This is a genomic window from Aliivibrio sp. S4MY1 (genome assembly GCF_028765545.1).
Taxonomy (GTDB): Bacteria; Pseudomonadota; Gammaproteobacteria; order Enterobacterales; family Vibrionaceae; genus Aliivibrio.
The window spans coordinates 24,178-49,346 of the sequence record NZ_JARACP010000001.1 but is presented as its reverse complement, the minus strand read 5'-3'; the positions used below and the strand labels follow the sequence as shown (position 1 = coordinate 49,346).

At 40.0% G+C, this 25,169-nt stretch carries 26 protein-coding genes and 1 other RNA gene; 9 read left to right on the top strand and 18 right to left on the bottom strand.

Annotated features, from left to right (window positions below):
- Positions 1 to 37: 37 nt before the first annotated feature.
- On the top strand, positions 38 to 2,827 hold the full coding sequence (barA, locus tag PVK71_RS00225) for a two-component sensor histidine kinase BarA (RefSeq protein WP_274417519.1): 2,790 nt from the start codon (positions 38 to 40) through the stop codon (positions 2,825 to 2,827).
- A 5-nt stretch (positions 2,828 to 2,832) separates the two neighbouring features.
- Here the strand turns inward: barA and acpS are convergent, their stop codons facing one another.
- The 11 genes from acpS to rpoE form a co-directional block, all read right to left on the bottom strand.
- Positions 2,833 to 3,213, bottom strand: a complete 381-nt coding sequence (gene acpS, locus PVK71_RS00220; protein WP_274417521.1) for a holo-ACP synthase — start codon at positions 3,211 to 3,213, stop codon at positions 2,833 to 2,835.
- The gene (gene pdxJ, locus PVK71_RS00215; RefSeq protein WP_130044958.1) at positions 3,213 to 3,944 is read right to left on the bottom strand and encodes a pyridoxine 5'-phosphate synthase; all 732 of its coding nucleotides are present in this window, start codon (positions 3,942 to 3,944) and stop codon (positions 3,213 to 3,215) included. The genes acpS and pdxJ overlap by 1 nt, the downstream gene beginning before the upstream one ends.
- Positions 3,941 to 4,657, bottom strand: a complete 717-nt coding sequence (recO, locus tag PVK71_RS00210; RefSeq protein WP_274417522.1) for a DNA repair protein RecO — start codon at positions 4,655 to 4,657, stop codon at positions 3,941 to 3,943. Before recO ends, pdxJ begins: the two co-directional genes overlap by 4 nt.
- A 134-nt stretch (positions 4,658 to 4,791) precedes the next feature.
- Positions 4,792 to 5,757, bottom strand: coding sequence for a GTPase Era (era, locus tag PVK71_RS00205; protein ID WP_130044956.1), 966 nt, complete (start codon positions 5,755 to 5,757; stop codon positions 4,792 to 4,794).
- Positions 5,757 to 6,428, bottom strand: a complete 672-nt coding sequence (gene rnc / locus PVK71_RS00200) for a ribonuclease III (RefSeq protein WP_274417523.1) — start codon at positions 6,426 to 6,428, stop codon at positions 5,757 to 5,759. The genes era and rnc overlap by 1 nt, the downstream gene beginning before the upstream one ends.
- 10 nt (positions 6,429 to 6,438) lie before the next feature.
- Complete coding sequence (gene lepB / locus PVK71_RS00195) at positions 6,439 to 7,341, bottom strand: signal peptidase I (protein ID WP_274417524.1); 903 nt, start codon at positions 7,339 to 7,341, stop codon at positions 6,439 to 6,441.
- A gap of 118 nt (positions 7,342 to 7,459) precedes the next feature.
- On the bottom strand, positions 7,460 to 9,253 hold the full coding sequence (gene lepA, locus PVK71_RS00190) for a translation elongation factor 4 (protein ID WP_274417525.1): 1,794 nt from the start codon (positions 9,251 to 9,253) through the stop codon (positions 7,460 to 7,462).
- Positions 9,254 to 9,342: 89 nt separating this feature from the next.
- On the bottom strand, positions 9,343 to 9,828 hold the full coding sequence (locus PVK71_RS00185) for a SoxR reducing system RseC family protein (RefSeq protein WP_130044952.1): 486 nt from the start codon (positions 9,826 to 9,828) through the stop codon (positions 9,343 to 9,345).
- 5 nt (positions 9,829 to 9,833) lie between these two features.
- Complete coding sequence (rseB, locus tag PVK71_RS00180) at positions 9,834 to 10,811, bottom strand: sigma-E factor regulatory protein RseB (RefSeq protein WP_274417527.1); 978 nt, start codon at positions 10,809 to 10,811, stop codon at positions 9,834 to 9,836.
- Entirely contained in the window at positions 10,811 to 11,428 is a 618-nt protein-coding gene (locus PVK71_RS00175) for an RseA family anti-sigma factor (protein WP_130047753.1), read from the bottom strand. The genes rseB and PVK71_RS00175 overlap by 1 nt, the downstream gene beginning before the upstream one ends.
- Before the next feature lie 29 nt (positions 11,429 to 11,457).
- The gene (gene rpoE / locus PVK71_RS00170; protein WP_130045021.1) at positions 11,458 to 12,036 is read right to left on the bottom strand and encodes an RNA polymerase sigma factor RpoE; all 579 of its coding nucleotides are present in this window, start codon (positions 12,034 to 12,036) and stop codon (positions 11,458 to 11,460) included.
- A 317-nt stretch (positions 12,037 to 12,353) separates the two neighbouring features.
- Between rpoE and nadB the strand changes: the two genes are divergently transcribed.
- Positions 12,354 to 13,973, top strand: a complete 1,620-nt coding sequence (gene nadB / locus PVK71_RS00165; protein ID WP_274417528.1) for an L-aspartate oxidase — start codon at positions 12,354 to 12,356, stop codon at positions 13,971 to 13,973.
- A gap of 52 nt (positions 13,974 to 14,025) precedes the next feature.
- On the opposite strand, the gene PVK71_RS00160 is transcribed toward nadB, so the two are convergent.
- Positions 14,026 to 14,415: a protein YgfX gene (locus tag PVK71_RS00160; RefSeq protein WP_338000077.1), complete on the bottom strand. Its 390-nt coding sequence runs from the start codon at positions 14,413 to 14,415 to the stop codon at positions 14,026 to 14,028.
- Entirely contained in the window at positions 14,387 to 14,647 is a 261-nt protein-coding gene (locus PVK71_RS00155) for an FAD assembly factor SdhE (RefSeq protein ID WP_130044947.1), read from the bottom strand. The genes PVK71_RS00160 and PVK71_RS00155 overlap by 29 nt, the downstream gene beginning before the upstream one ends.
- Positions 14,648 to 14,828: 181 nt before the next feature.
- Here PVK71_RS00155 and ygfZ point away from each other — a divergent pair, with 181 nt between their 5' ends.
- The gene (gene ygfZ, locus PVK71_RS00150) at positions 14,829 to 15,785 is read left to right on the top strand and encodes a tRNA-modifying protein YgfZ (RefSeq protein WP_274417530.1); all 957 of its coding nucleotides are present in this window, start codon (positions 14,829 to 14,831) and stop codon (positions 15,783 to 15,785) included.
- Between the two features lie 544 nt (positions 15,786 to 16,329).
- Complete coding sequence (locus tag PVK71_RS00145) at positions 16,330 to 16,533, top strand: DUF1107 domain-containing protein (RefSeq protein WP_130044945.1); 204 nt, start codon at positions 16,330 to 16,332, stop codon at positions 16,531 to 16,533.
- A 75-nt stretch (positions 16,534 to 16,608) separates the two neighbouring features.
- Here PVK71_RS00145 and PVK71_RS00140 read toward each other — a convergent pair whose 3' ends face one another.
- Genes PVK71_RS00140 through PVK71_RS00130 form a run of 3 tightly spaced genes read right to left on the bottom strand, consistent with a single transcriptional unit; the run spans position 16,609 to position 19,594 of the window.
- Entirely contained in the window at positions 16,609 to 17,823 is a 1,215-nt protein-coding gene (locus PVK71_RS00140; RefSeq protein WP_274417531.1) for an FAD-dependent 2-octaprenylphenol hydroxylase, read from the bottom strand.
- Between the two features lie 2 nt (positions 17,824 to 17,825).
- Complete coding sequence (gene ubiH, locus PVK71_RS00135; RefSeq protein ID WP_274417532.1) at positions 17,826 to 19,013, bottom strand: 2-octaprenyl-6-methoxyphenyl hydroxylase; 1,188 nt, start codon at positions 19,011 to 19,013, stop codon at positions 17,826 to 17,828.
- Positions 19,014 to 19,024: 11 nt separating this feature from the next.
- Positions 19,025 to 19,594, bottom strand: a complete 570-nt coding sequence (locus tag PVK71_RS00130) for a YecA/YgfB family protein (protein ID WP_130047747.1) — start codon at positions 19,592 to 19,594, stop codon at positions 19,025 to 19,027.
- 256 nt (positions 19,595 to 19,850) lie between these two features.
- Between PVK71_RS00130 and zapA the strand changes: the two genes are divergently transcribed.
- From zapA to serA, 5 genes are all read left to right on the top strand, one after another.
- A complete protein-coding gene (zapA, locus tag PVK71_RS00125; protein WP_165366879.1) occupies positions 19,851 to 20,177 on the top strand; it encodes a cell division protein ZapA in 327 nt (108 codons plus the stop codon).
- 31 nt (positions 20,178 to 20,208) lie between these two features.
- Positions 20,209 to 20,389, top strand: a non-coding RNA gene (ssrS, locus tag PVK71_RS00120) — 6S RNA.
- Between the two features lies 1 nt (position 20,390).
- The gene (locus PVK71_RS00115) at positions 20,391 to 20,972 is read left to right on the top strand and encodes a 5-formyltetrahydrofolate cyclo-ligase (RefSeq protein WP_274417534.1); all 582 of its coding nucleotides are present in this window, start codon (positions 20,391 to 20,393) and stop codon (positions 20,970 to 20,972) included.
- A 142-nt stretch (positions 20,973 to 21,114) separates the two neighbouring features.
- Positions 21,115 to 21,771, top strand: a complete 657-nt coding sequence (rpiA, locus tag PVK71_RS00110) for a ribose-5-phosphate isomerase RpiA (protein WP_130047746.1) — start codon at positions 21,115 to 21,117, stop codon at positions 21,769 to 21,771.
- A 193-nt stretch (positions 21,772 to 21,964) separates the two neighbouring features.
- Positions 21,965 to 23,194: a phosphoglycerate dehydrogenase gene (gene serA / locus PVK71_RS00105; protein ID WP_130044938.1), complete on the top strand. Its 1,230-nt coding sequence runs from the start codon at positions 21,965 to 21,967 to the stop codon at positions 23,192 to 23,194.
- Positions 23,195 to 23,253: 59 nt separating this feature from the next.
- Here the strand turns inward: serA and PVK71_RS00100 are convergent, their stop codons facing one another.
- A complete protein-coding gene (locus PVK71_RS00100; RefSeq protein ID WP_274417535.1) occupies positions 23,254 to 23,949 on the bottom strand; it encodes an oxidative stress defense protein in 696 nt (231 codons plus the stop codon).
- Positions 23,950 to 24,081: 132 nt separating this feature from the next.
- Positions 24,082 to 24,942, bottom strand: coding sequence for a small-conductance mechanosensitive channel MscS (gene mscS / locus PVK71_RS00095; protein WP_274417536.1), 861 nt, complete (start codon positions 24,940 to 24,942; stop codon positions 24,082 to 24,084).
- Between the last annotated feature and the right edge of the window lie 227 nt (positions 24,943 to 25,169).

Sequence of the window (25,169 nt, the reverse complement as noted above, 5' to 3'; positions counted from 1 at the left end):
GCTACGCGCTCAAGGAAGTTAATCAGAACGAATAAATATGACAAAATACGGTTTGCGCGCACGAGTCATCACGCTAACATTGGCACCAACATTAATCATCGGTTTATTGCTAAGTGGTTTCTTTACCATGAATCGATATAATGATTTGGAAGCTCAACTTATTTCTAGTGGTACAAGTATCATTGAACCTCTAGCGATTTCGAGTGAGTACGGTATGACGGGTAAAAACCGAGAGGCTGTCCGACGCTTAATTAGCTATGCTCATCGAAAACACTCTAAAATTGTTCGTAGTATTGCCGTATTTGATGAACATCATGAACTTTTTGTAACGTCCAACTTCCACCCTAACTTTGAAAGTTTAACATTTCCAAAAAACCAACCAATTCCTTTATTGTTAGATATTACTTTTCAAGAAGAATCGATCATATTAAGAACACCGATCCTTCCAGAAGGCCAATTCTCTACCAACTTTGATTCATCACATATGAATGAGCCTTTAGGCTATATTGCGATTGAACTGGACTTATCGAGTTTACGACTTCAGCAATACCAAGAAATATTCTCTGCCTTGATTGTTTTAATGCTTGGGCTTAGCTTGTCTGGTGTCTTTGCTTATCGCTTAATGCAAGATGTGACTCAACCTATTTCACATATGGTCAGCGTGGTTGACCGTATTCGCCGTGGTCATTTAAATGTACGTATTGAAAACAAACTGCATGGTGAATTAGACACCCTTAAAAATGGCATTAATGCCATGGCTATTTCTTTATCTGAATATCATGTCGAGATGCAGCAAAGTATCGACCAAGCAACGTCTGATTTACGTGAGACTTTAGAGCAACTAGAGATTCAAAACGTAGAATTAGATATTGCTAAAAAGCGCGCTCAAGAGGCAGCTCGTGTGAAGTCTGAATTCTTAGCCAATATGTCGCACGAGTTACGAACTCCACTTAATGGCGTTATCGGTTTTACTCGCCAAATGCTAAAAACCTCTCTATCGAATAACCAACAAGATTACTTACAAACCATTGAACGTTCTGCGAATAACCTATTAACGATCATCAATGACATTCTTGATTTTTCGAAACTTGAAGCCGGTAAGTTACTGCTAGAAAACTTGCCGTTTAATTTCCAAGATACTCTTGATGAAGTGGTGAGTTTACTAGCCCCAAGCGCACATGAAAAAGGGTTGGAAATCACTCTTAAGATAGATCAACGCGTTCCATCAGGGTTAATTGGTGACCCACTTCGTATTCAGCAAGTTCTGAATAACCTCGTTGGTAACTCGATTAAATTTACCGAGAAAGGTAATATCGATATTTCTGTTGAGTTAAAACACTTGCATGACGACAGCATTGATCTGCAGTTTGTTATTCGAGATACAGGAATTGGTATTTCTGAACGCCAACAAGCTCAACTGTTCCAAGCCTTTAGTCAGGCTGATGCCAGTATTTCTCGTCGTTATGGCGGTACAGGTCTAGGTTTAGTTATCACTCAAAAACTAGTCGCTCAAATGGGAGGTGAGATCGGCTTAAGCAGTCGCTTGCACCAAGGTTCGACTTTCTGGTTTACGATTAAAATGAGCTCAACAGAGCTACCAATGATTGATGAACGCGATATTTCTCAATTAGAAAATAAAAAGCTTCTGTTAATTGAGCCTAATATGCAGTCTGCCTCTATTTTACAACAGCAGTTTATTCATCATGGGGTATTTGTTACCTATCGTTCAACCTTGCCTGATATTATTGAACCTCATGATTTTGCTTTGATTAGCTTAAATTCAAGTTCTAAACCTACAGCACAATCATTAGACCTAATATCTAAAAAACTGGCACCTTATTGCCCAACTATTGTTATTGGTTTGCCAAGTACCGAGCTAGCACTCACTGAAGAGATAAATCAACTTTCTCATATAACTTGTTTATCAAAGCCATTTGCTAAGAAAAAGCTACTCGATACCTTATTACACCATAAGCAGCCAATGCAAGAGCTCGCATTGCCGGACTTAATGGCGCATGACGACAAGTCTCAACGCTTACCAATTAAAGTGATGGCTGTAGACGATAACCCAGCTAACCTTAAGCTTATTTCCGCCTTATTACATGAACAAGTTGAAACCGTAGTGACCTGTAAAAATGGTATTGATGCAGTGCAACAAGCCACTGAACAAAAGTTCGATATTATTTTAATGGATATTCAAATGCCTAAAATGGATGGCGTTATGGCATGTAAAGAAATCCGTAAAACAGTATTAAACGCTCAAACTCCTGTTGTTGCAGTAACCGCTCATGCAATGGAAGGTGAACGAGAACGATTAATTAACGAAGGAATGGATGATTATCTAACCAAACCAATTGAAGAGCATGTCCTACAGCAAGTTATCATTCATTGGAGTCCATTAACGGATAAATCTGATGTAGAAAAAATTGAAATTTTAGCCGACGCGATCCCTGAACTTCATGTGGAAGAAGCTAGTTGTGATAAAAGTAGTAGCATTGATTGGGAAGCGGCATTAAAGCAATCAGCAGGAAAAGAAGAGCTCGCAAAAGAGATGCTTGAAATGCTGATAGAATTTATTCCAGAAGTCGATGGCTGGATAGAAAAAGCCCTAGAGGGTAACTCATCAACTGAAGAACTGTGCCATTACATACATAAACTTCATGGAAGTAGCTCATATTGTGGCGTGCCTAGACTAAAGCAGTTATGTAATTTAATTGAAACTGCTCTAAGACAGGAGCAATCGATTGAAGACATTGAACCTGAATTATTTGAGCTGCAAGATGAAATGTATAAAGTGACAAAAGATGCCACTCAATGGTTGAAGTAGCTTAGTTAAGATTCAAAAATTACCGTTGCAACCGCGTAATGGCGCTCATCGGATATTGTAAGGTGAATATGGGAAACACTCATTTTTTGAGATAACTCAAGAGCTTTACCCATGAGTTCTAAGATGGGTTTACCGTTTTCATCATTAGAGACACTAAAATCATGAAAAGTAACACCATGAGCAATGCCGGTTCCTAGTGCTTTTGAGGCGGCTTCTTTTGCAGCGAAACGCTTCGCTAAAAAACGCCCTTTTTGTTTTAGACTTTGATATTTTTCAAATTCAGATTGACTCAAGATGCGCTCTGCAAACGCATCTCCTGAACGAGAAAGGGCTTTTTCAACCCTTTCTATTTCAGCAATATCAGTCCCTAGACCAACAATTGCCATTACTTACGAGCACCAAGCATAATACGGTGCATATCCGCGACCGCTTTTTCTAAACCATCAAACACTGCACGTCCCATAATAGAGTGGCCGATGTTTAATTCATAGATTTCTGGCAGTGCCGCAATCGCTTCAACATTATGATACGTTAAACCATGGCCTGCATTAACAATTAAGCCTTTAGCAGCAGCATAGCTTGCACCTGCAGCGATTTTTTTCAACTCATCTTGTTGTGCTTCTTCTGTTTCTGCATCCGCATAAGCGCCAGTATGAAGTTCAATGAAAGGCGCACCACACTCAACCGCTGCATCAATTTGTTCTTTATCTGCATCGATAAATAGAGAAACTTTAATCCCTGCGTCAGACAATGTTTTCGTTGCTGCTTTTACTTTTTCAAGCTGACCTAATACATTCAAGCCACCTTCAGTGGTTAGCTCTTCACGTTTTTCAGGCACTAAACAAACAAACTCTGGCTGTGTTTTAAGCGCAATGCCTACCATTTCATCCGTTACTGCCATCTCTAAGTTCATTCGTGTTTGCAACGTTTCACGTAAGATACGCACATCACGATCGTTAATATGACGACGATCTTCACGTAGATGGATCGTAATACCCGCCGCGCCAGCTCGCTCTGCGATTTCTGCCGCATGAACAGGATCTGGGTATTTTGTACCTCGTGCATTACGAAGGGTTGCTACGTGATCGATATTAACGCCAAGTAAAATTGAACTCATTTTAGAATACTCCTTGTTCTTGGAAGAAACAGTTCCCTACTTTTTAGGGGCTTGCCGCCAAGATACGGCTTTAGTGCTATGCGTGTAAAGCGTTTTGCTGCTTTTAATTGCTCAGGGGTGGCAAATCGACGCTCACTAATGGCAATTAACTCATTACCTTTAAAGCTCATTAAAGGGTCATGACGTATAGAGGCCATAAAGCCTTGTTGCTCACGATAACGATAAGTCATCTCTGGAGAAACCATTTCACCACTGCCTGCACAATGTAAAAAATCAACGCCATAACCTAATGAAGATAAAAGCGCTAACTCAAAACGTCTTAATGCTGGTTCAGGATTTGAACTTTGAGCAAGCTCGGTAAGAGCAGTGAGGTAATCTAAAAATAGGGCTGGATACGGCGTTTCTTGCTCTATTACTCGAACGATTAATTCATTGATGTACATGGCAGAGTAAAGATTAATGCCTGATAGTGGAATACCCAAGCTAATGGTTTCAGCTTGTCGCAGTGTGCGCATAGAGCCTTTACCAGACCATTTCATTAATAATGGGGTAAACGCTTGCAGTACGCCTTTTAGATTAGAACGCTTGCTTCGCGCCCCTTTGGAGATAATAGATAAACGGCCATACTCTTCACTAAACACATCTAAAATTAGACTGCTTTCACTATATGGTCTTCGGTGCAGGACAAAACAGCGCTGTAGGCCTTCTTCCACGTTTCTTACCTATAAATAAGAGTTCAGATCGCTTCGCTTGCAGATTTTAGAAGAGCCGCGGTAAGACTCGATGCCTACCGCGGCTCTTCTGAACCCTTTAAGGGAGCTTGCGACCGATCTGAACCCTGCTTTCTCTATAAATCATCGATGTAACCTAGAGAACGAAGTGCTCGCTCATCATCAGCCCATCCAGATTTCACTTTAACCCAAAGCTCTAAATACACTTTACGGTCAAACAGTTCTTCCATATCAATACGAGCTTCACGACCGATCGTTTTAATTTTCTCGCCGTTCTTACCGATAACCATTTTTTTCTGGCCATGGCGTTCAACAAGGATCAAACCGTTAATATGGAAACCATCCATTTTAGGGTTGTAATCAAAACGTTCGATCTCAACCGTAACTGAATATGGTAGCTCTTCACCCGTAAAACGCATTAGCTTTTCACGGATAATTTCAGATGCCATAAAACGTTGAGAACGGTCAGTAACATACTCTTCAGGGAAGTGATGTACTGCTTTTGGTAAATGTTGACGAACCAATTTTTGCACAACATCAACATTAGAGCCTGATTTTGCTGAAATTGGCACAACATCAACAAAATCCATTTTTTCCGTCATGGTTTGCAGATGCTGCATCACATCATTTTTATCTTTAACGTTATCTACTTTGTTTACTAATAAAACCGTAGGGAACTCTGCTTTTTTCAGCTTGTTCAATACCATTTCATCATCTGGTGTCCAGTGCGTGCCATCCACCAAGAATAAAACTAAATTCACATCACTTAACGATGAATTTGCTGCTCGGTTCATTAGACGGTTAATTGCACGTTTTTCTTCAATATGAAGACCTGGAGTATCAACATAGATTGCTTGATAATCCCCTTCAGTATCAACACCCATAATACGGTGGCGAGTTGTCTGAGGTTTACGTGATGTAATCGAAATCTTCTGACCTAATATTTGGTTAAGAAGGGTTGATTTACCCACGTTTGGACGGCCAACAATCGCAATAAAACCACAGTGTTGATTGTCACTTGTTTCTGTTTTTTCTGAAGATGCAAAGTATGCATCTAGATCGAATTCTTTTTCATCTGACATTAGTTTAATTGTCCTAATGCTATGTCAGCAGCCGACTGTTCTGCCTTGCGGCGGCTACTTCCTTTTCCGATAACCGGCGTATCCAAGCCAGCCACGATACATTCAATTGTGAACTCTTGATTATGAGCTTCACCTTTAATTTTTGTTACTGTGTACGTTGGTAATGGTTTACGACGACCTTGTAGGTATTCTTGAAGACGTGTTTTTGGATCTTTTTGAGAAACACCTGGCTCAATCGAATCAAGACGTGTTTGGTACCAAGACAGAATGATTCTACGAATTGTTTCTGTATCGCTGTCTAAATAAATAGCACCAATAATCGCTTCAACCGCATCCGCTAAAATTGAATCACGACGGAAGCCACCACTTTTAAGCTCACCTGGGCCTAAGTATAGGTAATCTCCTAACTGAAACTCACGACCAAGCTCAGCTAATGTATGCCCACGAACTAAGGTTGCACGCATACGACTCATATCACCTTCATCCACTTTAGGAAAACGGTGATACAACTCATCAGCAATAACAAAACTCAAAATTGAATCGCCTAAAAACTCTAAACGTTCATTGTGAGTACCATTAGCACTACGGTGAGTCAGTGCTAATTTTAAATAATTTTCATCTTTAAATTGATAGCCTATTTTTTTCTCTAGGCGTTGTAATGAAGCATTCATAATCGTTCAATCAGTCTATGCCACCGATGCGGTTAAAACGCACACCAGTAGGAATAAAGGAAGGCAGCACACTATCGCTACCACGTTCAAATTCAAAGCTGATCCAGATCCCGACCGCTTTACCAACCAGATTCGCTTCAGGGACAAATCCCCAGTAACGACTGTCAGCACTGTTGTCACGATTATCGCCCATCACAAAGTAGTTTCCTTCTGGTACAACCCATTCATTGTAACCTGGTCGTGGTTGGTACATAGATACACGATCAGCTCTCATAGGGTTAACCAAAATATCATGCGTTGTCTCTTTTGCTAACTGCTCAGTATACTGAACTAGGTTAGTACGATCTTGCATGAATTCACTGTCTTTCATGTTCGTTAACGGGATGATGTTACACTTGCTCTCACCTTTTGGCTTAATACACAACTGCTTCGAAGAGCTGTAAATTACGGTATCGCCTGGTTCACCTACTACACGTTTAATATAGTCGATATTTGGTTGAGGTGGGTATTTGAATACAACAATATCACCACGCTCAGGCTTACCCGTTTCTACAAGTTGTGAACGCCAAACAGGGTCTTTAATTCCATATGAGAATTTTTCAACCAAGATAAAATCACCGACTAAAAGCGTCGGCATCATCGAACCGGATGGGATCTGGAACGGCTCATAAATAAATGAGCGCAACACTAACACAAGGCCAATCACTGGAAAAATTGAAACAGACTGCTCTACCCACCCCGGTTGAGGTGCGACTTTTGCTAGTGTTGCTTCATCAACTTGTCCACCCGCTTGTTCTCTCGCTGCTGCAATTTTTTGCTTACGCTTTGGAGCCCAAACGAATTTATCAATAGCCCAAATAACCCCTGTAAATAGGGTTACTAGAACTAAAATTAGTGAAAAAGTGTTCGCCATTTCATTCCCTTAAGTTAAGTGTTGCAATAACAAAGAAAGCGAAGACCAGTGATCATCGCTTTCTTTGAGCTGTAATAAAGCTTAATTTACGTCACTCTGAATAATCAGTGATGACCTATTAATCTTTACCTACATGAAGAATCGCAAGGAAAGCTTCTTGAGGTAATTCAACATTACCAATCTGCTTCATACGTTTCTTACCTTCTTTCTGCTTCTTCAACAGTTTTTTCTTACGGCTAATATCGCCACCGTAACATTTTGCGATTACGTTTTTACGTAACTGCTTAACCGTTGAACGCGCAATAATGTGAGCACCAATCGCTGCCTGAATCGCAATATCAAACATTTGACGAGGAATGAATTCTTTCATTTTCTCAACCAATAAACGACCGCGGCTTTGTGCATTATCGTGGTGAGTAATGATAGCAAGTGCATCAACTCTGTCACCATTGATTAATACATCAACACGAACCATGTTTGACTGTTCATAACGTTGGAAGTTGTAATCTAATGATGCATAACCACGAGACGTTGATTTCAATCGGTCAAAGAAGTCTAAAACTACCTCTGACATTGGAATATCATAAGTCAACGCTACTTGGTTACCGTGATAAACCATATCAACTTGAACACCACGTTTTTCAATACATAGACTGATCACATTACCTAAGTAATCTGCTGGTACTAAGATATTACAACGAGCAATTGGTTCACGAATTTCATCTAAATCATTTACTGCTGGTAATTTTGATGGGCTATCTACGTACAGTAAATCACCGTTATTTAATACCACTTCGTAAACTACCGTTGGTGCTGTCGTGATCAGATCAAGATCGTATTCACGCTCTAGACGCTCTTGGATGATTTCCATGTGAAGCATACCAAGGAAGCCACAACGGAAACCAAAGCCAAGTGCTGCCGAACTTTCTGGTTCATAAAACAGAGAAGCGTCATTCAGACTTAACTTGCCTAATGCATCACGGAAGTTTTCATAATCATCAGAAGAGACTGGGAACAAACCTGCATACACTTGTGGTTTCACTTTTTGGAAACCAGGTAGACGCTCTTCACAGCCACCCTTCGCATGAGTCAAGGTATCACCCACTGGAGCACCTAGGATATCTTTAATACCACAAACTACCCAGCCAACTTCACCGGTGTTTAATCCATCGGTATCAATTTGTTTTGGAGTGAAGATACCAATACGGTCGATACCCCAAACTTGCCCTGTGCTCATTACTTTGATCTTGTCATTTTTCTTTAGTGAACCATTTTTGATTCGAACAAGAGAAACAACACCTAAGTAGTTATCAAACCATGAGTCAATGATCAGCGCTTGTGTTGGGCCGTCTGGATCACCTTCTGGTGCAGGAATAGACTTAACGATAGTTTCAAGAACTTCATCAACACCTAGGCCAGTCTTAGCAGAACAACGCGTTGCATCTGTTGCATCAATACCAACGATTTCTTCAATTTCTTCAGCTACACGATCTGGATCTGCCGCTGGTAAGTCAATCTTATTTAAGATTGGCACAACTTCTAGATCCATTTCGATTGCGGTATAACAGTTTGCTAGAGTCTGTGCTTCTACACCTTGACCCGCATCGACCACCAATAGCGCACCTTCACAGGCAGCAAGTGAACGCGATACTTCATAAGAGAAGTCAACGTGTCCAGGAGTGTCGATAAAGTTTAGTTGATAAGTCTCACCATCGTTAGCCGTATAGTCGAGCGTCACACTCTGGGCTTTGATGGTGATACCACGTTCACGTTCTAGATCCATTGAATCAAGAACTTGTGCAGCCATTTCACGGTCTGACAGGCCACCACAAACTTGGATTAGGCGGTCAGATAGTGTCGATTTACCGTGATCGATATGGGCAATAATAGAAAAATTACGAATGTGCTTCATAAATGATGTGACAAACTCAATTAGTTAATGGGATTGGATCGTGAGATCAAGTTGTGGGATTCTACCCAATTTCGTCGCAAGTCGCTATCTTATCGTGCAGCATTTACTGAGATAGTGTCAGAAACTGGCTCACCGAGGACACGGATCAAGCTAACTTGTTGTTCTGTATTCTGCTCAATTCGGTGAGAAAGTGATTTCGCAAGCACATACCCGCCCCATGATGAAAGCGCAGCAACCACGATGGTTGTTAGCTCACCAACTCCCACAAGTGGAGAAATAAGCGCATCAGAAATAAACGCCCCAATGAGTAAAAAGAATAACGGCACTAAATATACAATAGCAGCGGACTGAAGTAGGTTCTTTTCAGGTAAACCAATTTCTACCATTTGACCAATGGTTAATTTTTTATCGGTATGAAAAGCCCAGTGATGCACCTTTCCTGGAAGTACCTTTGATACAATACCTGTACCACAAGAATCTTTCGATGAACAATGGTTACAACTGCTTTTCTGCTGGCAACCAACAACAACTATGTCATCTTGAATATCAAGTACTGTCGCTAACGCTGTCATCATAGGCGTTATTTATCCTCATTTTTTAATACAGAGGGACGAAAAACAATGGAATCAGCGATACGTTTTGCTGTAACAACAGGAATATCGCCAACGACACTAATTTCATAATCCCCTTGTATATAGCTATACAATGAACGTCGCCCTTGGCGTACTGATTGTTCTTTTTGACTTAATTCATCGGCTTCTGAAATATACACGGAGAAATTAAATAATCCATCTGTATACATTTGGCTTTCAACTGCTCGTTGATTCATAGCAAGACGATAGCGATTGAAATGAATGGCTTTAAAGCCGCTAGGCAGCCACTTTATCGACCAGGCTGCTTCTTCTTGTGTCGTAGGTGGTAACGGCAATACTTTCGGTAACTCTACCTCACCTAAACGCTGGTTCATAAATCCTGCAATTTGATCATTAACGGTGTAAGAAACCACTCTATATTGCTCAATAATGTCGCCATCTCTACTGACTAAATCAGTACGTAACGGCAGCTTGCTTCGCTCATCAATCCACACAATATAAGAATAACGGTTTCCATCCTTTGACACGATGCGAACCACTTGTGAAGGAGACCCTGCCTCTCTTGCTCTACCCATTGATACAAAATCATAATATTGTTTTAAAAGAGGCAATTCTTTATGTAAAAGAGGGATAATAGGAGCAACAATAGATTCTGCTTGAATAGAAAAAGGTTTACTGCCTTGCTCTAAATAAGTGATTTCTTCATTTCTACGAATCACTTCGCGCATTGAACCACTTAAATAAACAAGATGAGATAACGTCATATTCTCCAGGTGAGAATGGCGATACATAAAAGGTTCAATACTGTTTTTCTTAACCAAAATATAAGAAAGTTCGTAATTTAGCTTATGACTCGCCTCTCCCATTTGATGCAACAAAGCCTCAGCAGAAGGAGTTTCTTCTGCTGAGGCTGTTATTGGAAAGAAGCTGATCAAAGCGATAAAGCTGATCAGGATATGTTTCATTATTCTGCCAATGTTGTATTTTGCTCTAGTAAATCACGATCAATCGAACCATCATGAGCGTTCAATCGTAGCTGTAATTCATAATCTTGCAGCATTGCATTTATACGCTTACGCTGCTCCATGACATCTGCTTCTGTCGAGGTTTTATTTACTAGTGAGTCACGGGTTAAACTCACAGGCTCTGCCGTTCCACTAAATGGAATAGTATCGAGTACCTGAATATCACCACTCGCAGGGATAGCATTGCTTTCTGAACCGTTATATTGCTGAACACCAACAATAACAACAAGAGAGAAACACGCAGCCATCGCAACTTGACTAAACTGAGTCAACCAACTTGGCATTGTCTTCTTTGCTTCACTTGGCGTAGGCTGAGAAGGCATGAATTCCGTTACCGTATCATTCAACTGGTGAGCAGGTTCATCCTCAAGAGCAAGAGCCACATTGGCGGCAATATCCCACTCTTGTGTTTCAGGCGTCTCGCCTCTCATTACATCACCAATTAAATGGTAATTTTTCCAGGTTTCTGCGCTTTCTGTTTGCGATAGGGATTCTATGAACGCATTGTCCATTTCCTCATTATCCATAAACGCTGAAATTTGTTCTTTATCAGTCATTGTCTTCACCGTTTGACCGTTGGAAATAATTAACGCTGCATCAGCGGTTGGATTTTTTTCTCAACTACTTCACGAGCTCGGAAGATACGCGAACGAACCGTACCTACTGGACACTCCATTACAGCAGCAATATCTTCATAACTTAAGCCTTCTAGCTCTCGTAATGTTATTGCTGTTTTTAAATCTTCAGGTAAACCATCAATTGTCGAAAATACGATTTGTCGTAATTCCTCGGTTAATGATAAATTCTCTGGGTTAGTGACCTCTTTTAAGGCACTTGCCCCTTCATAATATTCTGCTTCTTCCGCATCAACATCAGATGCTGGCGGTCTACGTCCTTGAGCGACAAGGTAATTCTTCGCTGTATTCACTGCTATTCGATACAACCAAGTATAAAATGCACTGTCCCCACGAAAGGTTGGTAACGCACGATACGCTTTAATAAACGCTTCTTGCGCAACATCAGGTACATCACCACTATTTTTTACATAACGAGCAACAAGACTACATACTTTGTTTTGGTATTTAACTACCAAATGGTTAAAGGCTTGCTTGTCACCACGTTGAACACGCTCAATTAAAACTTGATCTGTTAACTGCTCACTCATTGGAGCGGGTACTCCCATGTTATTCTTCTTAGATGCGCATAAAGTTTAGATTACGCAAACAGCTGATAATAAATTCAGCTATACCACGATTAACTTGAGCACTATGTATGAGTTTCTAATCTTTAGAAAGTTCCTTCATTATTACATTTTTTTATCAATTTAATAGTTCAATGAGTAATTTAAGGCTTTTTTTAGCTTGTTTTTATCTCTCATTTTCACTTTTTTATTCTTGATATTTAAGATTCCACTTCAAAATATAACGCAACCACCTAGATTCTGGTAAAATGATCGGATTATCACAGGAAAATGATGAATATATGAACATAACCAATGAACACAGTTGCGACGTTTTAGTCATAGGCAGTGGTGCTGCTGGTCTTTCACTTGCACTTAGAGTCGCACCACATGGAAAGGTGATCGTTTTAAGTAAAGGTCCTCGTAATGAAGGCTCAACGTACTACGCTCAAGGCGGCATTGCTGCCGTATTTGATGAAAGTGATACGGTAGAGTCTCATGTCGATGATACCTTAGTTGCTGGCGCACATATTTGTGACAAAGATGTTGTTACTTTTATTGCTGAAAATGCGAAACATTGCGTTCAATGGTTAATTGATGGCGGTGTTCCTTTTGATCACGATGATGAAAAAGAAACCGACATTACCGATCCAAAATTTCATTTAACTCGTGAGGGTGGTCATAGCCATCGCCGTATTTTGCACGCTGCAGATGCTACCGGCAAAGCAATGCAAAACTCACTGCAAGACAATGTTCTAAATCACCCCAACATCACTATTTTTGAACGTCACAATGCGCTCGACTTAATCACTGAAGATAAAGTTGGCGGAGAAGCAGATAAAGTCGTTGGTGCCTATATTTGGAACCGTGATGCCGAGCATGTTGAAACCGTTCGCGCTAAATTTGTTGTATTAGCAACAGGCGGCGCTTCTAAAGTTTACCAATATACTTCAAACCCTGACGTATCTTCAGGTGATGGTATAGCAATGGCTTGGCGTGCTGGTTGTCGAGTTGCGAACTTAGAGTTCAACCAATTTCACCCTACGTGCCTATTCCACCCTGACGCTCGTAATTTCCTAATGACAGAAGCACTTCGTGGTGAAGGCGCTTATTTGCGTCGTCCAGACGGCACTCGTTTTATGCCTGATTTCGATGAGCGTGGTGAATTAGCACCTCGTGATGTCGTTGCTCGTGCTATCGACTTTGAAATGAAACGCCTAGGTGCAGACTGTATGTATTTAGACATCAGCCATAAACCTGAAGACTTCATTCATCATCACTTCCCTACCATTAATGAAAAACTGCTTTCATTTGGTATAGATATGACAAAAGAGCCGATCCCTATCGTACCAGCGGCCCACTACACTTGTGGTGGTGTCATGGTTGATAAACAAGGTCAAACGGACATTGATGGCTTATTTGCAATTGGTGAGGTGAGTTATACGGGTCTTCATGGCGCAAACCGTTTAGCCTCGAACTCTCTGCTAGAGTGCGTTGTTTACGCATGGTCTGCTGCAGAAAATATTATTAAAAACATAAATAACCGAGATCTTCCTCCGTCATTACCAGCTTGGGATGAGAGTCAGGTTGAATGTTCAGATGAAGAAGTAGTAATCCAACATAACTGGCATGAACTACGCCTATTTATGTGGGATTATATGGGTATTGTTCGCACGGATAAACGTCTAGAGCGAGCACTTCGTCGTATTCAGTTATTAAAACAAGAAACCCATGATTACTACAGTAATTTCCGCGTATCTAATAACCTGATCGAACTGCGAAATCTGCTTGATGTGTCTGAATTAATGGTTCGTTGTGCAATGGAGCGTAAAGAAAGCTGCGGTTTACATTACACACTAGATTACCCAGAAGCACTTGAAGAGTCAGGTCCTACAATTTTAGTGCCTAAGAATTTCAACTAATTTTCGCTTTCATTTATTGGTCTCTATTCTAAACCTATAAATAGAATAGAGATCATCTTAATAAAACCGCTAATTGATGCAGCTCATCTTCACTCATTGCATCTCTAAATAAATAAAAATACTGCTTTGTATAATCATTTTCCGCATAAAAAACACTCATACTTCGACTTATCCAAAATACTCGTTTAATAATCCAATCTCTATGATCATCAGACGCTTTGATTGCAAAAGTATAATCGCCTTGCAACTCTAATAATTGATGATAAATAGATGTAATATGCTGATGAATAAAATAAAAGAAGAGAGGTAATAAAGGAAATGGAGCTATATCCATTAACATTACCGCCCACCCCAAGTAGAAATAACTACCATATAATGTGAGATAGGCGATATAGGAAAAGTGGAGCGTAATCTTAACGGAGTTTGCTGAGGTTGTGCTCAACGATCTTATCTACCATAGATGCATGGCCTAGGTTGTCACTGCGTCCGTGCCCCATGATCCACGTAAATAAATCTGGATCATCACTTTCTAGCAATGAAACAAAATTCTGTTGCTCAGCTTCTGTTAGTTCTTCAAAACATTCGTCAAAAAATGGCATAATTACCACATCTAATTCTAGCATCCCACGACGGCAAGCCCACTTTACTCGTGCTTTTTCTTCGACACTGTACATACGGTCCTCTAGCTTAAAAATAGAAATAACTAAACGGAGTTTATCAGTCTATTCCTATGACAACCATGATCTAAAGTCACAAGATGAAGAAGATGAGACATAAAACTACTTGTTTCTTTTTACTGACATTTAAAATCTAGGCATTTACTATAAAGGGATAACCTAACTGGATAAGAATTTCATGATGAGTACTGTTTTCTCTACGTTATCGCTAAACCTAAACGATCCCTTACCAAGCTTTGCTATTTCAGAATTAACTGATTGGGCATTAATAACTATGGTAGGTAACGATAAAAAATCCTACTTACACGGGCAAGTAACCTGTGATGTTGTTGCTTTAACACAAGGCGAGATTACCTTTGGTGGTCACTGTGATGCAAAGGGAAAGTTATGGAGTATATTTCAACTGTTTCACCACAATGACGGTTATGCCTTATTTCAACGTAAAAGTGCTATTGAAACTGAATTAACAGAAATCAAAAAATACGCCGTATTTTCTAAAGTTGATATTGAAATCAGCAACGAAGTATTACTTGGCTTAACTGGTGCTGCGGCTGAAGAGTGGATTAACGAGCAAACCGATTCACAAGAAAACGTCCGTACTTGTGATTTGGGTACTTTCGCTAAAATTGGAAAGCTACAGTGGTTATTGGTAACGACAAGTGAACATAAAGACACCTTAATGTCATCGTTAACTCAAGCGACATTATGTGATGAGTCATTATGGGAGCTTTATACCATTCAACAAGCTCACCCTCAAATTGATGCAGCACTAAGTAATGAGCATATTCCTCAAGCATTAAACCTACAAGCCATTAACGGGATCAGTTTCAAAAAAGGCTGCTATACAGGTCAAGAAACCGTAGCAAGAGCAAAATACCGCGGTATGAATAAACGAGCTATGTATTTAGTTGCAGGGCAATCAGAACAAGCCCCCGTTGCTGGCGATGCAATTGAGCGCAGTGTTGGTGAGAACTGGCGTAAAGGCGGAACCATTGTGTCTTCTTTCCGATATCAAGATGGACATACTTTAGCTTTAGCTATTCTCCCTAATGATCTTGATAGTGACACTCAATTTAAACTTCAAGATGCGATTTGGGAAAAAATGTCACTTCCTTACTCTCTTGACGATGAGTAACTCTACACCATAAACAAGAAGGGTCTGCAAAAAATTGCAGACCCACCTCCTAAATTCCCTTTCTTAAATTAATAATCCAATTAGACACAACTAATTCTGTGTCGAAGGTAAGATTAAGTTTCATCGTTACATTTCCAACCTTGACCTCAAACGCAGATATTAACAACAAACTTTGCATTTTTATTTATTCTAAGTGAATAAGTAGCAAGCTGTGTGTTATTTAGCTATCTTTACAGTGCTCTTTTCTTAAAAAAGAGCGCATAAATTGTTTAACTCCAAACAATTTAATTCAATATACCTATATATATTGAATATGCATCTGTGACTGTTTGCCCGAATTTATTCGGGCTTTTTTTTATTTATACCCACTGAATAACAGTATTAAATCTTAGATAAAGATCAAATTTAAAACGATAAAAACATAAAAACTGATTCAACCATCACTCTATTCTATATTTGTAACGCTACCTTCATCTTTTCTGTTTTATAATACAATCAAAGCACATTACACGCTTTGTAGTATTAATCACAAAAGGACAAGGTGATGCGATTTTTTAAGCACTATGCGCCAAGCATGATTGCTAAACATATTAGTCGACTGTTTAATGGGAAAATTCATATTCATGGTATTGGTGAGTTTCGATTTGAAGAAGGAAAGTTAATCGTTCCCTCTCAAGCAGAAAGAGCGCAATATCGAATGATAAAAGAGATTAACTTGGAAGTTGCTCGGTTACGACTGTCTTATTAACCGTCTTATACTGACTATATAAAATCGATACGAATAAAAAAAGGTAGCTGTGGCTACCTTTTTTAACACTCTTATTTACGCTTTATGTTGAGCCATTTTTGGTTGTCGCCCTGATAAGCCTAAGGCGCGTTTAAGACATTCATCTTTAACTGGCGTAACCTCATTAGTTAGAGACATTCCTATCCCCCTCACTAATTTCTTAATTGGATTAGAACCAGAAAAAAGAACCTTAAAGCTTTGCATCGAGGCTATCATTTGTGCCGCTTCCGCTTTTCTCCAGCGCTCAAATGGGCGTAAATTGGTTTTTAACCCAATATCTTTCCCCTCTTGATGTAGCTCTATAATCGTTTCTGCTAATGCTGCGGCATCAGCTAAACCAAGGTTTACTCCTTGCCCTGCTAATGGATGAATCGTATGAGCCGCATCACCGACTAATACAACGCGATCTTTTACAAAATCTTTGGCATAACGCATTTTTAAAGAGAAGACTTGTCTCTCTCCTTCGACACGGCATAGGCCGAGTTGGTTATCAAACGCTGCAGTCAATTGCTTATTAAATTCGTCTTCAGGCATTGAAACTAAGTTTTCTGCATTAAGAGGATCGAGTGACCAAACAATTGAACTCAAATTACTTTCACCCAATGGAAGAAAAGCTAATGGACCTTCTGGTCTAAAAATTTGGCGAGCCGTTTCTGTGTGATTTTCTACGGTTCGTATATTGGCAACTAAAGCACTGTGTCCATAATCCCAATGAGTGAGAGGGATATTAACTTGATTACGTAACCAAGAGTTTGCGCCATCAGCACCGACCACTAATTTAGCCGTAATTGCTTTGCCTGATTCTAAAGTTAACCACGCTTCACTCTCGCCAAACATAATACTACTACAACGTTCTGGAGCTAATAACGTTACATTTTCTTGTTTAGAAACCATATCTAACAAAGAAAGTTGAATCACTCGGTTTTCAACAATATGCCCTAGGTTTCGTTGTGCAATTTGTTCCGCTTCAAAATCAATACGAGCAAAGCTGTCTTGCTCCCATACTGTCATTGAACGGTAAGGAGCGGCTCTACGAGAGGTGATCCCCTGCCATGCACCAACATTATCTAAAATATATTCACTTGCTCGACTGATTGCTGATACACGAACATCTGGTAAGTCAGTTAGATCAGTGTCTGGTAATTGACTTTCAATGACAGCGATTCTTAATCCACTGCTCTCTAATGCAGCAGCAACGGTCAAACCAACCATGCCACCACCAATAATCGCAACATCTACACTTTGCATCATAATTATCTATTCACTCTGCCCATAGCTCGTAACGTTAAGGGCTTTAAAAAAGCACGAAAAGTATCAACTGCACACAAACTGACATTTCTTCCTATCACCATAGGAAATGCATTATTTGCAAAAATAGACACCAATCCTGCAGTCATGGTTATTGTTTGTTGTTGATCTGGCTGACGGCGTTTTTGATACGCAGACAACACTGAATATTCGCCAATATCATTACCTGCTTGATTTGCTAGGGTAATACAATCTGCCAATGAGAATACGTCTCTTATTCCTAAATTAAAACCTTGGCCAGCAATTGGATGCAATGTTTGAGCAGCATTACCAATAGCAGCAAAACGGTGTGATATATGTTGTTTTTGACGACGTAACCACAGTGGGTAATGCGCTCGTTGCCCCGTTTTAGTCAACTGACCTAAACGCCAGCCAAAAGCCTGTTGTAAATGCGCTAGAAACGTATCGTCATCATATCCAAGTATTTGTTGCGACTCTTCAGGGCTCACACACCACACTAAAGAACTGCGCCCTTGAGACATTGGAAGTAAGGCTAATGGTCCATGCTCAGTAAAGCGTTCAAATGCCTTACCTTGCGAATGAATATCCGTCGTGATGTTTGCAATAATGGCTACTTGTTCAAAGTCATCATTCAGACTCTCTATATTCATGCTTTTGCACGTTTTTGATTCAGCGCCATCAGCGGCAATAACTAGGGATGTTGAAATCTGTTCACCTGTCGATAAAGTGATTTTAGATAATGATTGTTCCCTATCAATACCTAAGACAGAGGCAGGACAAATAAGCTCAATATGAGGTGAAATTTCAAGTTTTTGATGATAAAAACGACCGACATCGGCTAACTCAACCACATAACCTAATGCATCAACATTAAGCTCTTTAGCGGTTAATTCAGTCAAACCCATATGATGTCGATCTGACACATGAATATGATCAATTGGCGTTGAAAATGATGCGATACCTGACCAAAGACCAATATCTTGCAGTAGCTGAGTCGTTCCACTTGAAAGAGCAATACTTCTCGAATCATAACCTGGATGTTGATCTAACTTTGGCTCAACCGCTTCAATGACGGCGATTGACAATGTCTCTTGGTTCATTTTCTCTAGGGCCAAAGCGAGTGTTGCTCCAGCCATCGCTCCGCCCACGATCACTACATCATAATGTGTCATAGCATTATCCATTAATGTACGGTTTTAGAGCTGTCTTTATGTACTCGTTGCCCTAGTTCAGCATGAATCGTTAGTACACAAATACGAACATGTTCTAAGACTTGCTCAAATAAGGCTTCTTGTTCTTCCAGATCATCATCTTCATCAATGCCTAGGCGAGCAATTTCTTCTAAGTCTAACAAGGCTTCTTTTAATGATTCTGATGCTTTGTCCATTTTTAGCTCAACTAAGCCTAACCCTGAGATAAAATGATTTACCCACTCACTTAGTCCATCAGCTCGATTCATTAATGTTTCAGTGTCATCTGGGATCAACATTTCTAACACAATTACGTCAGACGTTAATTCAGAAACCGTTGATTGAAATACCTGCTCACCCATTTTAATTGCACTATCAGGCCAGCCCATGCCTTCATTTGTGTAATCATAAATTAACGGCTTCCATGTTTGATCGTCTAGTGGCAAACCACCACTTACCATTCCGACAAGTAGGCCATGCAACTCTGATGGGGTAACCGCTAATCCGCTGTCCTTTAGCGCTGACTCTACAGCTAGGAATGTTGGCATTTTTATTTCACTCATAGTAAAACGATCTCTGAATTTATAATCAATAACACAATGCTACCACTTTGCGCATTTTCAGAAAACTCACGATCTCTCGCAATTGAGTATCTTTTCATCAGATTGTTGTTTTATTAAGAATATAGTTAACCCTCATCAACAAAGAGAGGGGAAATACTTGAATCTTATTACGGCATTTCTTATAGTTTCATTCACTTATCACTATTCCCTTTTCTGAATGGTGTAATTCTATTGTTTAACGATGAGTAATGTATTGATGACAAGCCAAGCCGTGCAAGTCCAAATATTAGGACGAGCCATCAAGGTTAACTGCCCTGCTGGTCAAGAAGCTGCATTGAAAGAAGCAGCGAAAGATTTGGATAACCGAGTAAATGAGCTATCTGAACGAACTAAAGTAACCAATACAGAGCAGCTACTCACTATTACATCATTAAATATATGCTATGAATTACATATGGCGAAAAAAGAGGCAAGTAAACACTCTTCTGATGTTTATGAGCGTATGGGATTGCTTGCTAATGCATTAGAAGCAGCGATTTCTACAGTTAAGCCTAGCCAAACAGAAGAAAGTACGGCAGAATAGAAATATCGCTAAGGATAGCAAAAGAATAAAATTTACCCTGGAGTGTTTGTAGGCGGATCTATGTCCCTGAGCCGATAAGCACAAATTAGGGTTAGTATTTGTTTACTACTGAGCATGCTCGGCTCGTACTGAGAAGCCTACGGTGAACCTTGCTGATCCGCCTTGAACCTAGGGTTCAAGGGCTACGACCACTACGGCACTTTGGGGTATTCCATGACATCTCGTCGACGCATTCGACAATCGATACGTCAACTTCGTAACACCTTATCTCCTACAGAACAATCACAAGCTGCTGACGCGCTTGTCCTTCAATGTGCTACCAACCCTATAATTCAAAAAGCAAATACGATAGCCGTATATTTATCATCTGATGGTGAAGTTGATACTGACCCACTCATTCAATGGTTATGGCAACAAGGTAAGCAAGTTTCTTTGCCTGTTATACACCCTTTTGCAAAGGGTCATTTATTGTTTCTTGAGTACACAAAAACAACCCTACTCATTCATAATAAATACCAAATACTTGAACCAAAATTAGATAAAACAAAAATCGTACCGACCTCAGAGCTGGATCTTATTTTGACCCCATTGGTGGCTTTTGATCATACCGGTAACCGTCTAGGCATGGGGGGAGGATATTATGATCGAACCCTCTCACGTTGGCACACTGACCAGCAAGGGCCAATGCCAATAGGTTTATCTCATTCCTGCCAGCAAGTACCACTATTACCGATCGAATCTTGGGATGTGCCACTACCTCAAATCATCACCCCTAAAAAAACATGGTTCTGGTAAACCCCAACCGAAATCGTTTGCTTTGACTGTATTTCCTTCAATTTTTGCTCTTTTCAGACTTATTTTTTCTGACGAAGAAAAAACAGTGCGTTATAATCACGCCGCTTTCATTTGAAGACTATTATTTCATTAGGAGAATGTCATGACTCAAGACGAGATGAAAAAAGCAGCTGGTTGGGCAGCGTTAGAATACGTAGAAGCTGGCAGCATTGTTGGTGTAGGTACAGGATCAACAGTAAATCACTTCATCGACGCGCTTGCGACAATGAAAGGCAAAATCAAAGGGGCAGTATCAAGCTCTGTTGCTTCAACAGAAAAACTTAAAGAGCTGGGCATTGAAGTTTTTGACTGCAATGATGTTGCAGGTCTTGATGTTTACGTTGATGGCGCTGATGAAATCAATGGCAAAAACGAAATGATTAAAGGTGGCGGTGCTGCTCTTACTCGTGAAAAAATCGTCGCTGCTATCTCTGACAAGTTCATTTGTATTGTCGACGACACAAAACAGGTTGATGTATTAGGTGCCTTCCCACTGCCTGTTGAAGTTATTCCAATGGCTCGCTCTTACGTTGCTCGTGAATTGGTGAAACTAGGTGGCGATCCTGCATACCGTCATGGTGTAACTACTGATAACGGTAACGTGATCTTAGATGTTCATGGTATGAAAATTACTGATGCGAAAGAGTTAGAAGATAAAATCAATGCATTGCCAGGTGTGGTAACGGTTGGTCTATTCGCTCATCGCGGTGCAGATGTCCTATTAGTAGGCGCTCCTGAAGGCGTTAAAAAGTTCGATTAAGTTTCTTTTTCGTCTTAATGCTCCCGCCAATCGGGTGCAAAAAATGTCATTTGATTACAAACGGTGCTCATTAGCACCGTTTTTTATTAACTATTCCGTAATTTTCTTACCCAAACTGATTATTTTTTGATACTTTATAATCATCAAACATAAACTCCCCATCATAAATTTGTTTTTAAGGATAAGAACGACCATGGCAAAAGTATCTCTGGAAAAAGAAAAAATAAAAATTCTTCTTTTAGAAGGGTTGCACCCATCTTGTGTTGAAGTTTTTCAGGCTGATGGCTATACAAACATCGAATATCATAAGGGATCGTTGTCAGAAGAGGATCTTCTTGAGGCAGTAAAAGATGTTCACTTTATTGGTCTTCGCTCACGCACTCAATTAACTCAAGAAGTGTTTGATGCCGCAAACAAGTTAGTTGCCGTCGGTTGTTTCTGTATCGGAACGAACCAAGTGAACTTAACGGCCGCTGCAAAACGCGGTATTCCAGTATTTAATGCCCCTTTCTCTAACACTCGAAGTGTTGCTGAGCTTGTTTTAGGGCAAATCCTATTACTCCTGCGTGGTATCCCTGAGAAAAATGCGTTAGCTCATCGTGGTATCTGGAAAAAAAGTGCCGACGCTTCTTTTGAAGCAAGAGGCAAACGTTTGGGTATCATAGGTTATGGACATATCGGTACACAATTAGGTATTTTAGCTGAAAACTTAGGTATGCGAGTCTATTACTACGATATAGAAAACAAGCTATCGCTAGGTAATGCAACTCAGATCCAAACCATGAGTGAGCTATTAAATAAATGTGACGTTATCTCTCTTCATGTTCCAGAAACACTAGGAACAAAAGACATGATGGGAGCTGAAGAGTTTGCCCGTATGAAGCCAGGTGCTATCTTTATCAATGCCGCTCGTGGCACTGTCGTTAAGATCCCTGACTTATGCGATGCATTAGAGTCTGGTCATTTAGGTGGTGCAGCTATCGATGTATTCCCTGTGGAGCCTAAAACAAACGCAGACCCATTCGAATCGCCATTACAAAAGTTTGATAATGTTATTCTTACTCCACATGTCGGAGGCTCGACTCAAGAGGCTCAAGAAAACATCGGCGTTGAAGTCGCAGGGAAACTCACTAAATACTCTGATAATGGTTCAACATTGTCATCAGTAAACTTCCCTGAAGTCTCTCTTCCTGAACATACTGATACGTCTCGTTTGCTTCATATCCATGAGAACCGTCCAGGTATTCTAACTCAGATAAACAGCATTTTTGCTGATGAAGGGATTAACATTGCCGCTCAATACCTACAAACATCTGCGGATATGGGCTATGTCGTAATTGATGTTGAAACCGCTCGCTCTGAAGAAGCATTAGTTAAGCTAAAAGCTATTGAAGGCACAATCCGCGCTCGAATTTTGCACTAGTATCATTAAAAATGGGTTACCACACGGTAACCCTTTTTTATTTCTCTGCTCTTAAGCAACTATTCTTTTAATCGATAAACAACGGACACTGAATCAGAAATTACCATTTGACTGTCTTGATAGCTTTCAGCCACATTAGAAGCTGCATCCATTCTCATGCTTTTCATTAAGACTGGTTGGCTATAGTTATTACGATAAGAGACTTTCCACACCCCTTTAACTTCCGTGCCAAAACCTTTTGCTAAGGATACTGCTTTTTCATTAGCATCTTTAATCGCTTCTAAACGTGCCGCTTCAATGTATTCTTTTTCTTTACTTGTCTTGAGTTCAATGTGGTTAATGCGGTTGACGCCATCACCTAACGCTTTATCGAGGTAACCATTTAACTTATTTAAATCCATTACCGTAACCGTAATATTACGAACAGCTTTATACCCAACAAGCTCTGGTTTTTTTCCTTTTGGATAACGGTATTCTGGTGTTAAACGAATATTGCCACTGTTAATGTTTTCACGTTTCACCCCTTGAACTTCTAAACGAGCAAGGAAGCTCGTCACGGCTTTATCTGCTGCTTGTTTCGCTTTCTCTGCGGTTGCTTTACTTTCTACAACATCAACCGAAAATTGAGCCATATCAGGCACAACAAGCACCTCTCCTGTCCCTGACACTTCAAGATGAGGAAAGTCTGGTGATGAAGCAAATGCCACCGGAGTTAAGCAAGCAGATAAACATAAAGCATTTATTATTTTTTTCATTGTTAATATCTCAAAGTAACATCATAGGGTTATGACTATAAGAATAGTAAATGATTCCCTTAGCCAACCAAAGTTCTATTCAAAAAAAATGCTACCCGAAGGTAGCATTTCATGTATTGATTTAAGTAAACCTTAGTCTACTTTATTTAAATGCACATCCATTTGTGGGAATGGGATCTCAATACCTTCGTTGTCCAGACCCTCTTTAATCGCTTGAAGCGTATCAAAGTAAACATCCCAATACTGTTCTGTTTTACACCAAGGACGAACCACAAAATTTACTGATGAATCAGCAAGAGCAACAACACCCACAGTTGGTGCAGGTGTTTTAAGTACACGTTCATCAGATTCTAGTACTTTAGTAATCACTTCTTTTGTTTTCTTCAAATCAGCACTGTAAGACACACCAATTACATGGTCTACACGACGAGTAGCATGACGTGAATAGTTAGTGATTGGGCTGCCGATAACGCCACCATTTGGCACTACAACCATTTTGTTATCTGGTGTAGTTAGAATTGTTTGGAAAATTTGAATTGAATCAACAGACCCTGCAACGCCACCAATCTCAACATAATCGCCAGACTTAAATGGACGGAATGCGACGATTAATACACCTGCTGCAAAGTTTGATAATGAACCTTGAAGCGCAAGGCCTACCGCTAAACCGGCCGCACCAATAACAGCAACAACAGAAGCAGTTTGAACACCAACTTTACCTAGTGCTGCAATTAAAACGATAATGAATAAAAGGTAACGAACCAGCGTATGAACAAAGTCGACAACTGCTTTATCCATTTTCTTTTTCTGAAGAGCCTTGCTTACACCACCTGCGATTTTCTTAACGATAATATTACCGATAAAAAGGATCGCCAATGCTGAAATAATATTTACCCCATACGTGATAAATAGCTCTGAATTGTCTGTTAACCAATGCTCTAAATTAGCCACACTTGTGGTAGCTAAATCAGTGACTGCACCTTGATCTGCCATGTAATTTGTCCTTTATAGTTATTCTCAGTATAAATTGAGATGATTGCCATATATTGACGATTTATACCAATTCTAACACTATCAGCGTTAGCTTGATGTAAAATCCCTTTCTAAAAAACACTTTTCTCTTTCGATTCTCTTCAGTAAGAAATAAAAACAACGTGAATTACAATAACCTACCTAACACTAGCAGGTTAAATCATCCTGACTACATTTTACTTACAAAA

What these genes read in the sequence shown, in the direction of transcription:
- rnc (WP_274417523.1), bottom strand. Translation starts at nt 6,428, where the DNA reads ATGAATGCTTCATTACAACGCCTAGAGAAAAAAATAGGCTATCAATTT.
- barA (WP_274417519.1), top strand. Translation starts at nt 38, where the DNA reads ATGACAAAATACGGTTTGCGCGCACGAGTCATCACGCTAACATTGGCA.
- nadB (WP_274417528.1), top strand. Translation starts at nt 12,354, where the DNA reads ATGAACATAACCAATGAACACAGTTGCGACGTTTTAGTCATAGGCAGT.
- PVK71_RS00115 (WP_274417534.1), top strand. Translation starts at nt 20,391, where the DNA reads ATGACATCTCGTCGACGCATTCGACAATCGATACGTCAACTTCGTAAC.
- rseB (WP_274417527.1), bottom strand. Translation starts at nt 10,811, where the DNA reads ATGAAACATATCCTGATCAGCTTTATCGCTTTGATCAGCTTCTTTCCA.
- pdxJ (WP_130044958.1), bottom strand. Translation starts at nt 3,944, where the DNA reads ATGAGTTCAATTTTACTTGGCGTTAATATCGATCACGTAGCAACCCTT.
- acpS (WP_274417521.1), bottom strand. Translation starts at nt 3,213, where the DNA reads ATGGCAATTGTTGGTCTAGGGACTGATATTGCTGAAATAGAAAGGGTT.
- rpiA (WP_130047746.1), top strand. Translation starts at nt 21,115, where the DNA reads ATGACTCAAGACGAGATGAAAAAAGCAGCTGGTTGGGCAGCGTTAGAA.
- zapA (WP_165366879.1), top strand. Translation starts at nt 19,851, where the DNA reads ATGACAAGCCAAGCCGTGCAAGTCCAAATATTAGGACGAGCCATCAAG.
- mscS (WP_274417536.1), bottom strand. Translation starts at nt 24,942, where the DNA reads ATGGCAGATCAAGGTGCAGTCACTGATTTAGCTACCACAAGTGTGGCT.
- PVK71_RS00100 (WP_274417535.1), bottom strand. Translation starts at nt 23,949, where the DNA reads ATGAAAAAAATAATAAATGCTTTATGTTTATCTGCTTGCTTAACTCCG.
- PVK71_RS00130 (WP_130047747.1), bottom strand. Translation starts at nt 19,594, where the DNA reads ATGAGTGAAATAAAAATGCCAACATTCCTAGCTGTAGAGTCAGCGCTA.
- PVK71_RS00140 (WP_274417531.1), bottom strand. Translation starts at nt 17,823, where the DNA reads ATGATGCAAAGTGTAGATGTTGCGATTATTGGTGGTGGCATGGTTGGT.
- serA (WP_130044938.1), top strand. Translation starts at nt 21,965, where the DNA reads ATGGCAAAAGTATCTCTGGAAAAAGAAAAAATAAAAATTCTTCTTTTA.
- PVK71_RS00185 (WP_130044952.1), bottom strand. Translation starts at nt 9,828, where the DNA reads ATGATGACAGCGTTAGCGACAGTACTTGATATTCAAGATGACATAGTT.
- PVK71_RS00145 (WP_130044945.1), top strand. Translation starts at nt 16,330, where the DNA reads ATGCGATTTTTTAAGCACTATGCGCCAAGCATGATTGCTAAACATATT.
- era (WP_130044956.1), bottom strand. Translation starts at nt 5,757, where the DNA reads ATGTCAGATGAAAAAGAATTCGATCTAGATGCATACTTTGCATCTTCA.
- PVK71_RS00155 (WP_130044947.1), bottom strand. Translation starts at nt 14,647, where the DNA reads ATGTACAGTGTCGAAGAAAAAGCACGAGTAAAGTGGGCTTGCCGTCGT.
- lepA (WP_274417525.1), bottom strand. Translation starts at nt 9,253, where the DNA reads ATGAAGCACATTCGTAATTTTTCTATTATTGCCCATATCGATCACGGT.
- rpoE (WP_130045021.1), bottom strand. Translation starts at nt 12,036, where the DNA reads ATGAGTGAGCAGTTAACAGATCAAGTTTTAATTGAGCGTGTTCAACGT.
- ygfZ (WP_274417530.1), top strand. Translation starts at nt 14,829, where the DNA reads ATGATGAGTACTGTTTTCTCTACGTTATCGCTAAACCTAAACGATCCC.
- lepB (WP_274417524.1), bottom strand. Translation starts at nt 7,341, where the DNA reads ATGGCGAACACTTTTTCACTAATTTTAGTTCTAGTAACCCTATTTACA.
- ubiH (WP_274417532.1), bottom strand. Translation starts at nt 19,013, where the DNA reads ATGACACATTATGATGTAGTGATCGTGGGCGGAGCGATGGCTGGAGCA.
- PVK71_RS00175 (WP_130047753.1), bottom strand. Translation starts at nt 11,428, where the DNA reads ATGACTGATAAAGAACAAATTTCAGCGTTTATGGATAATGAGGAAATG.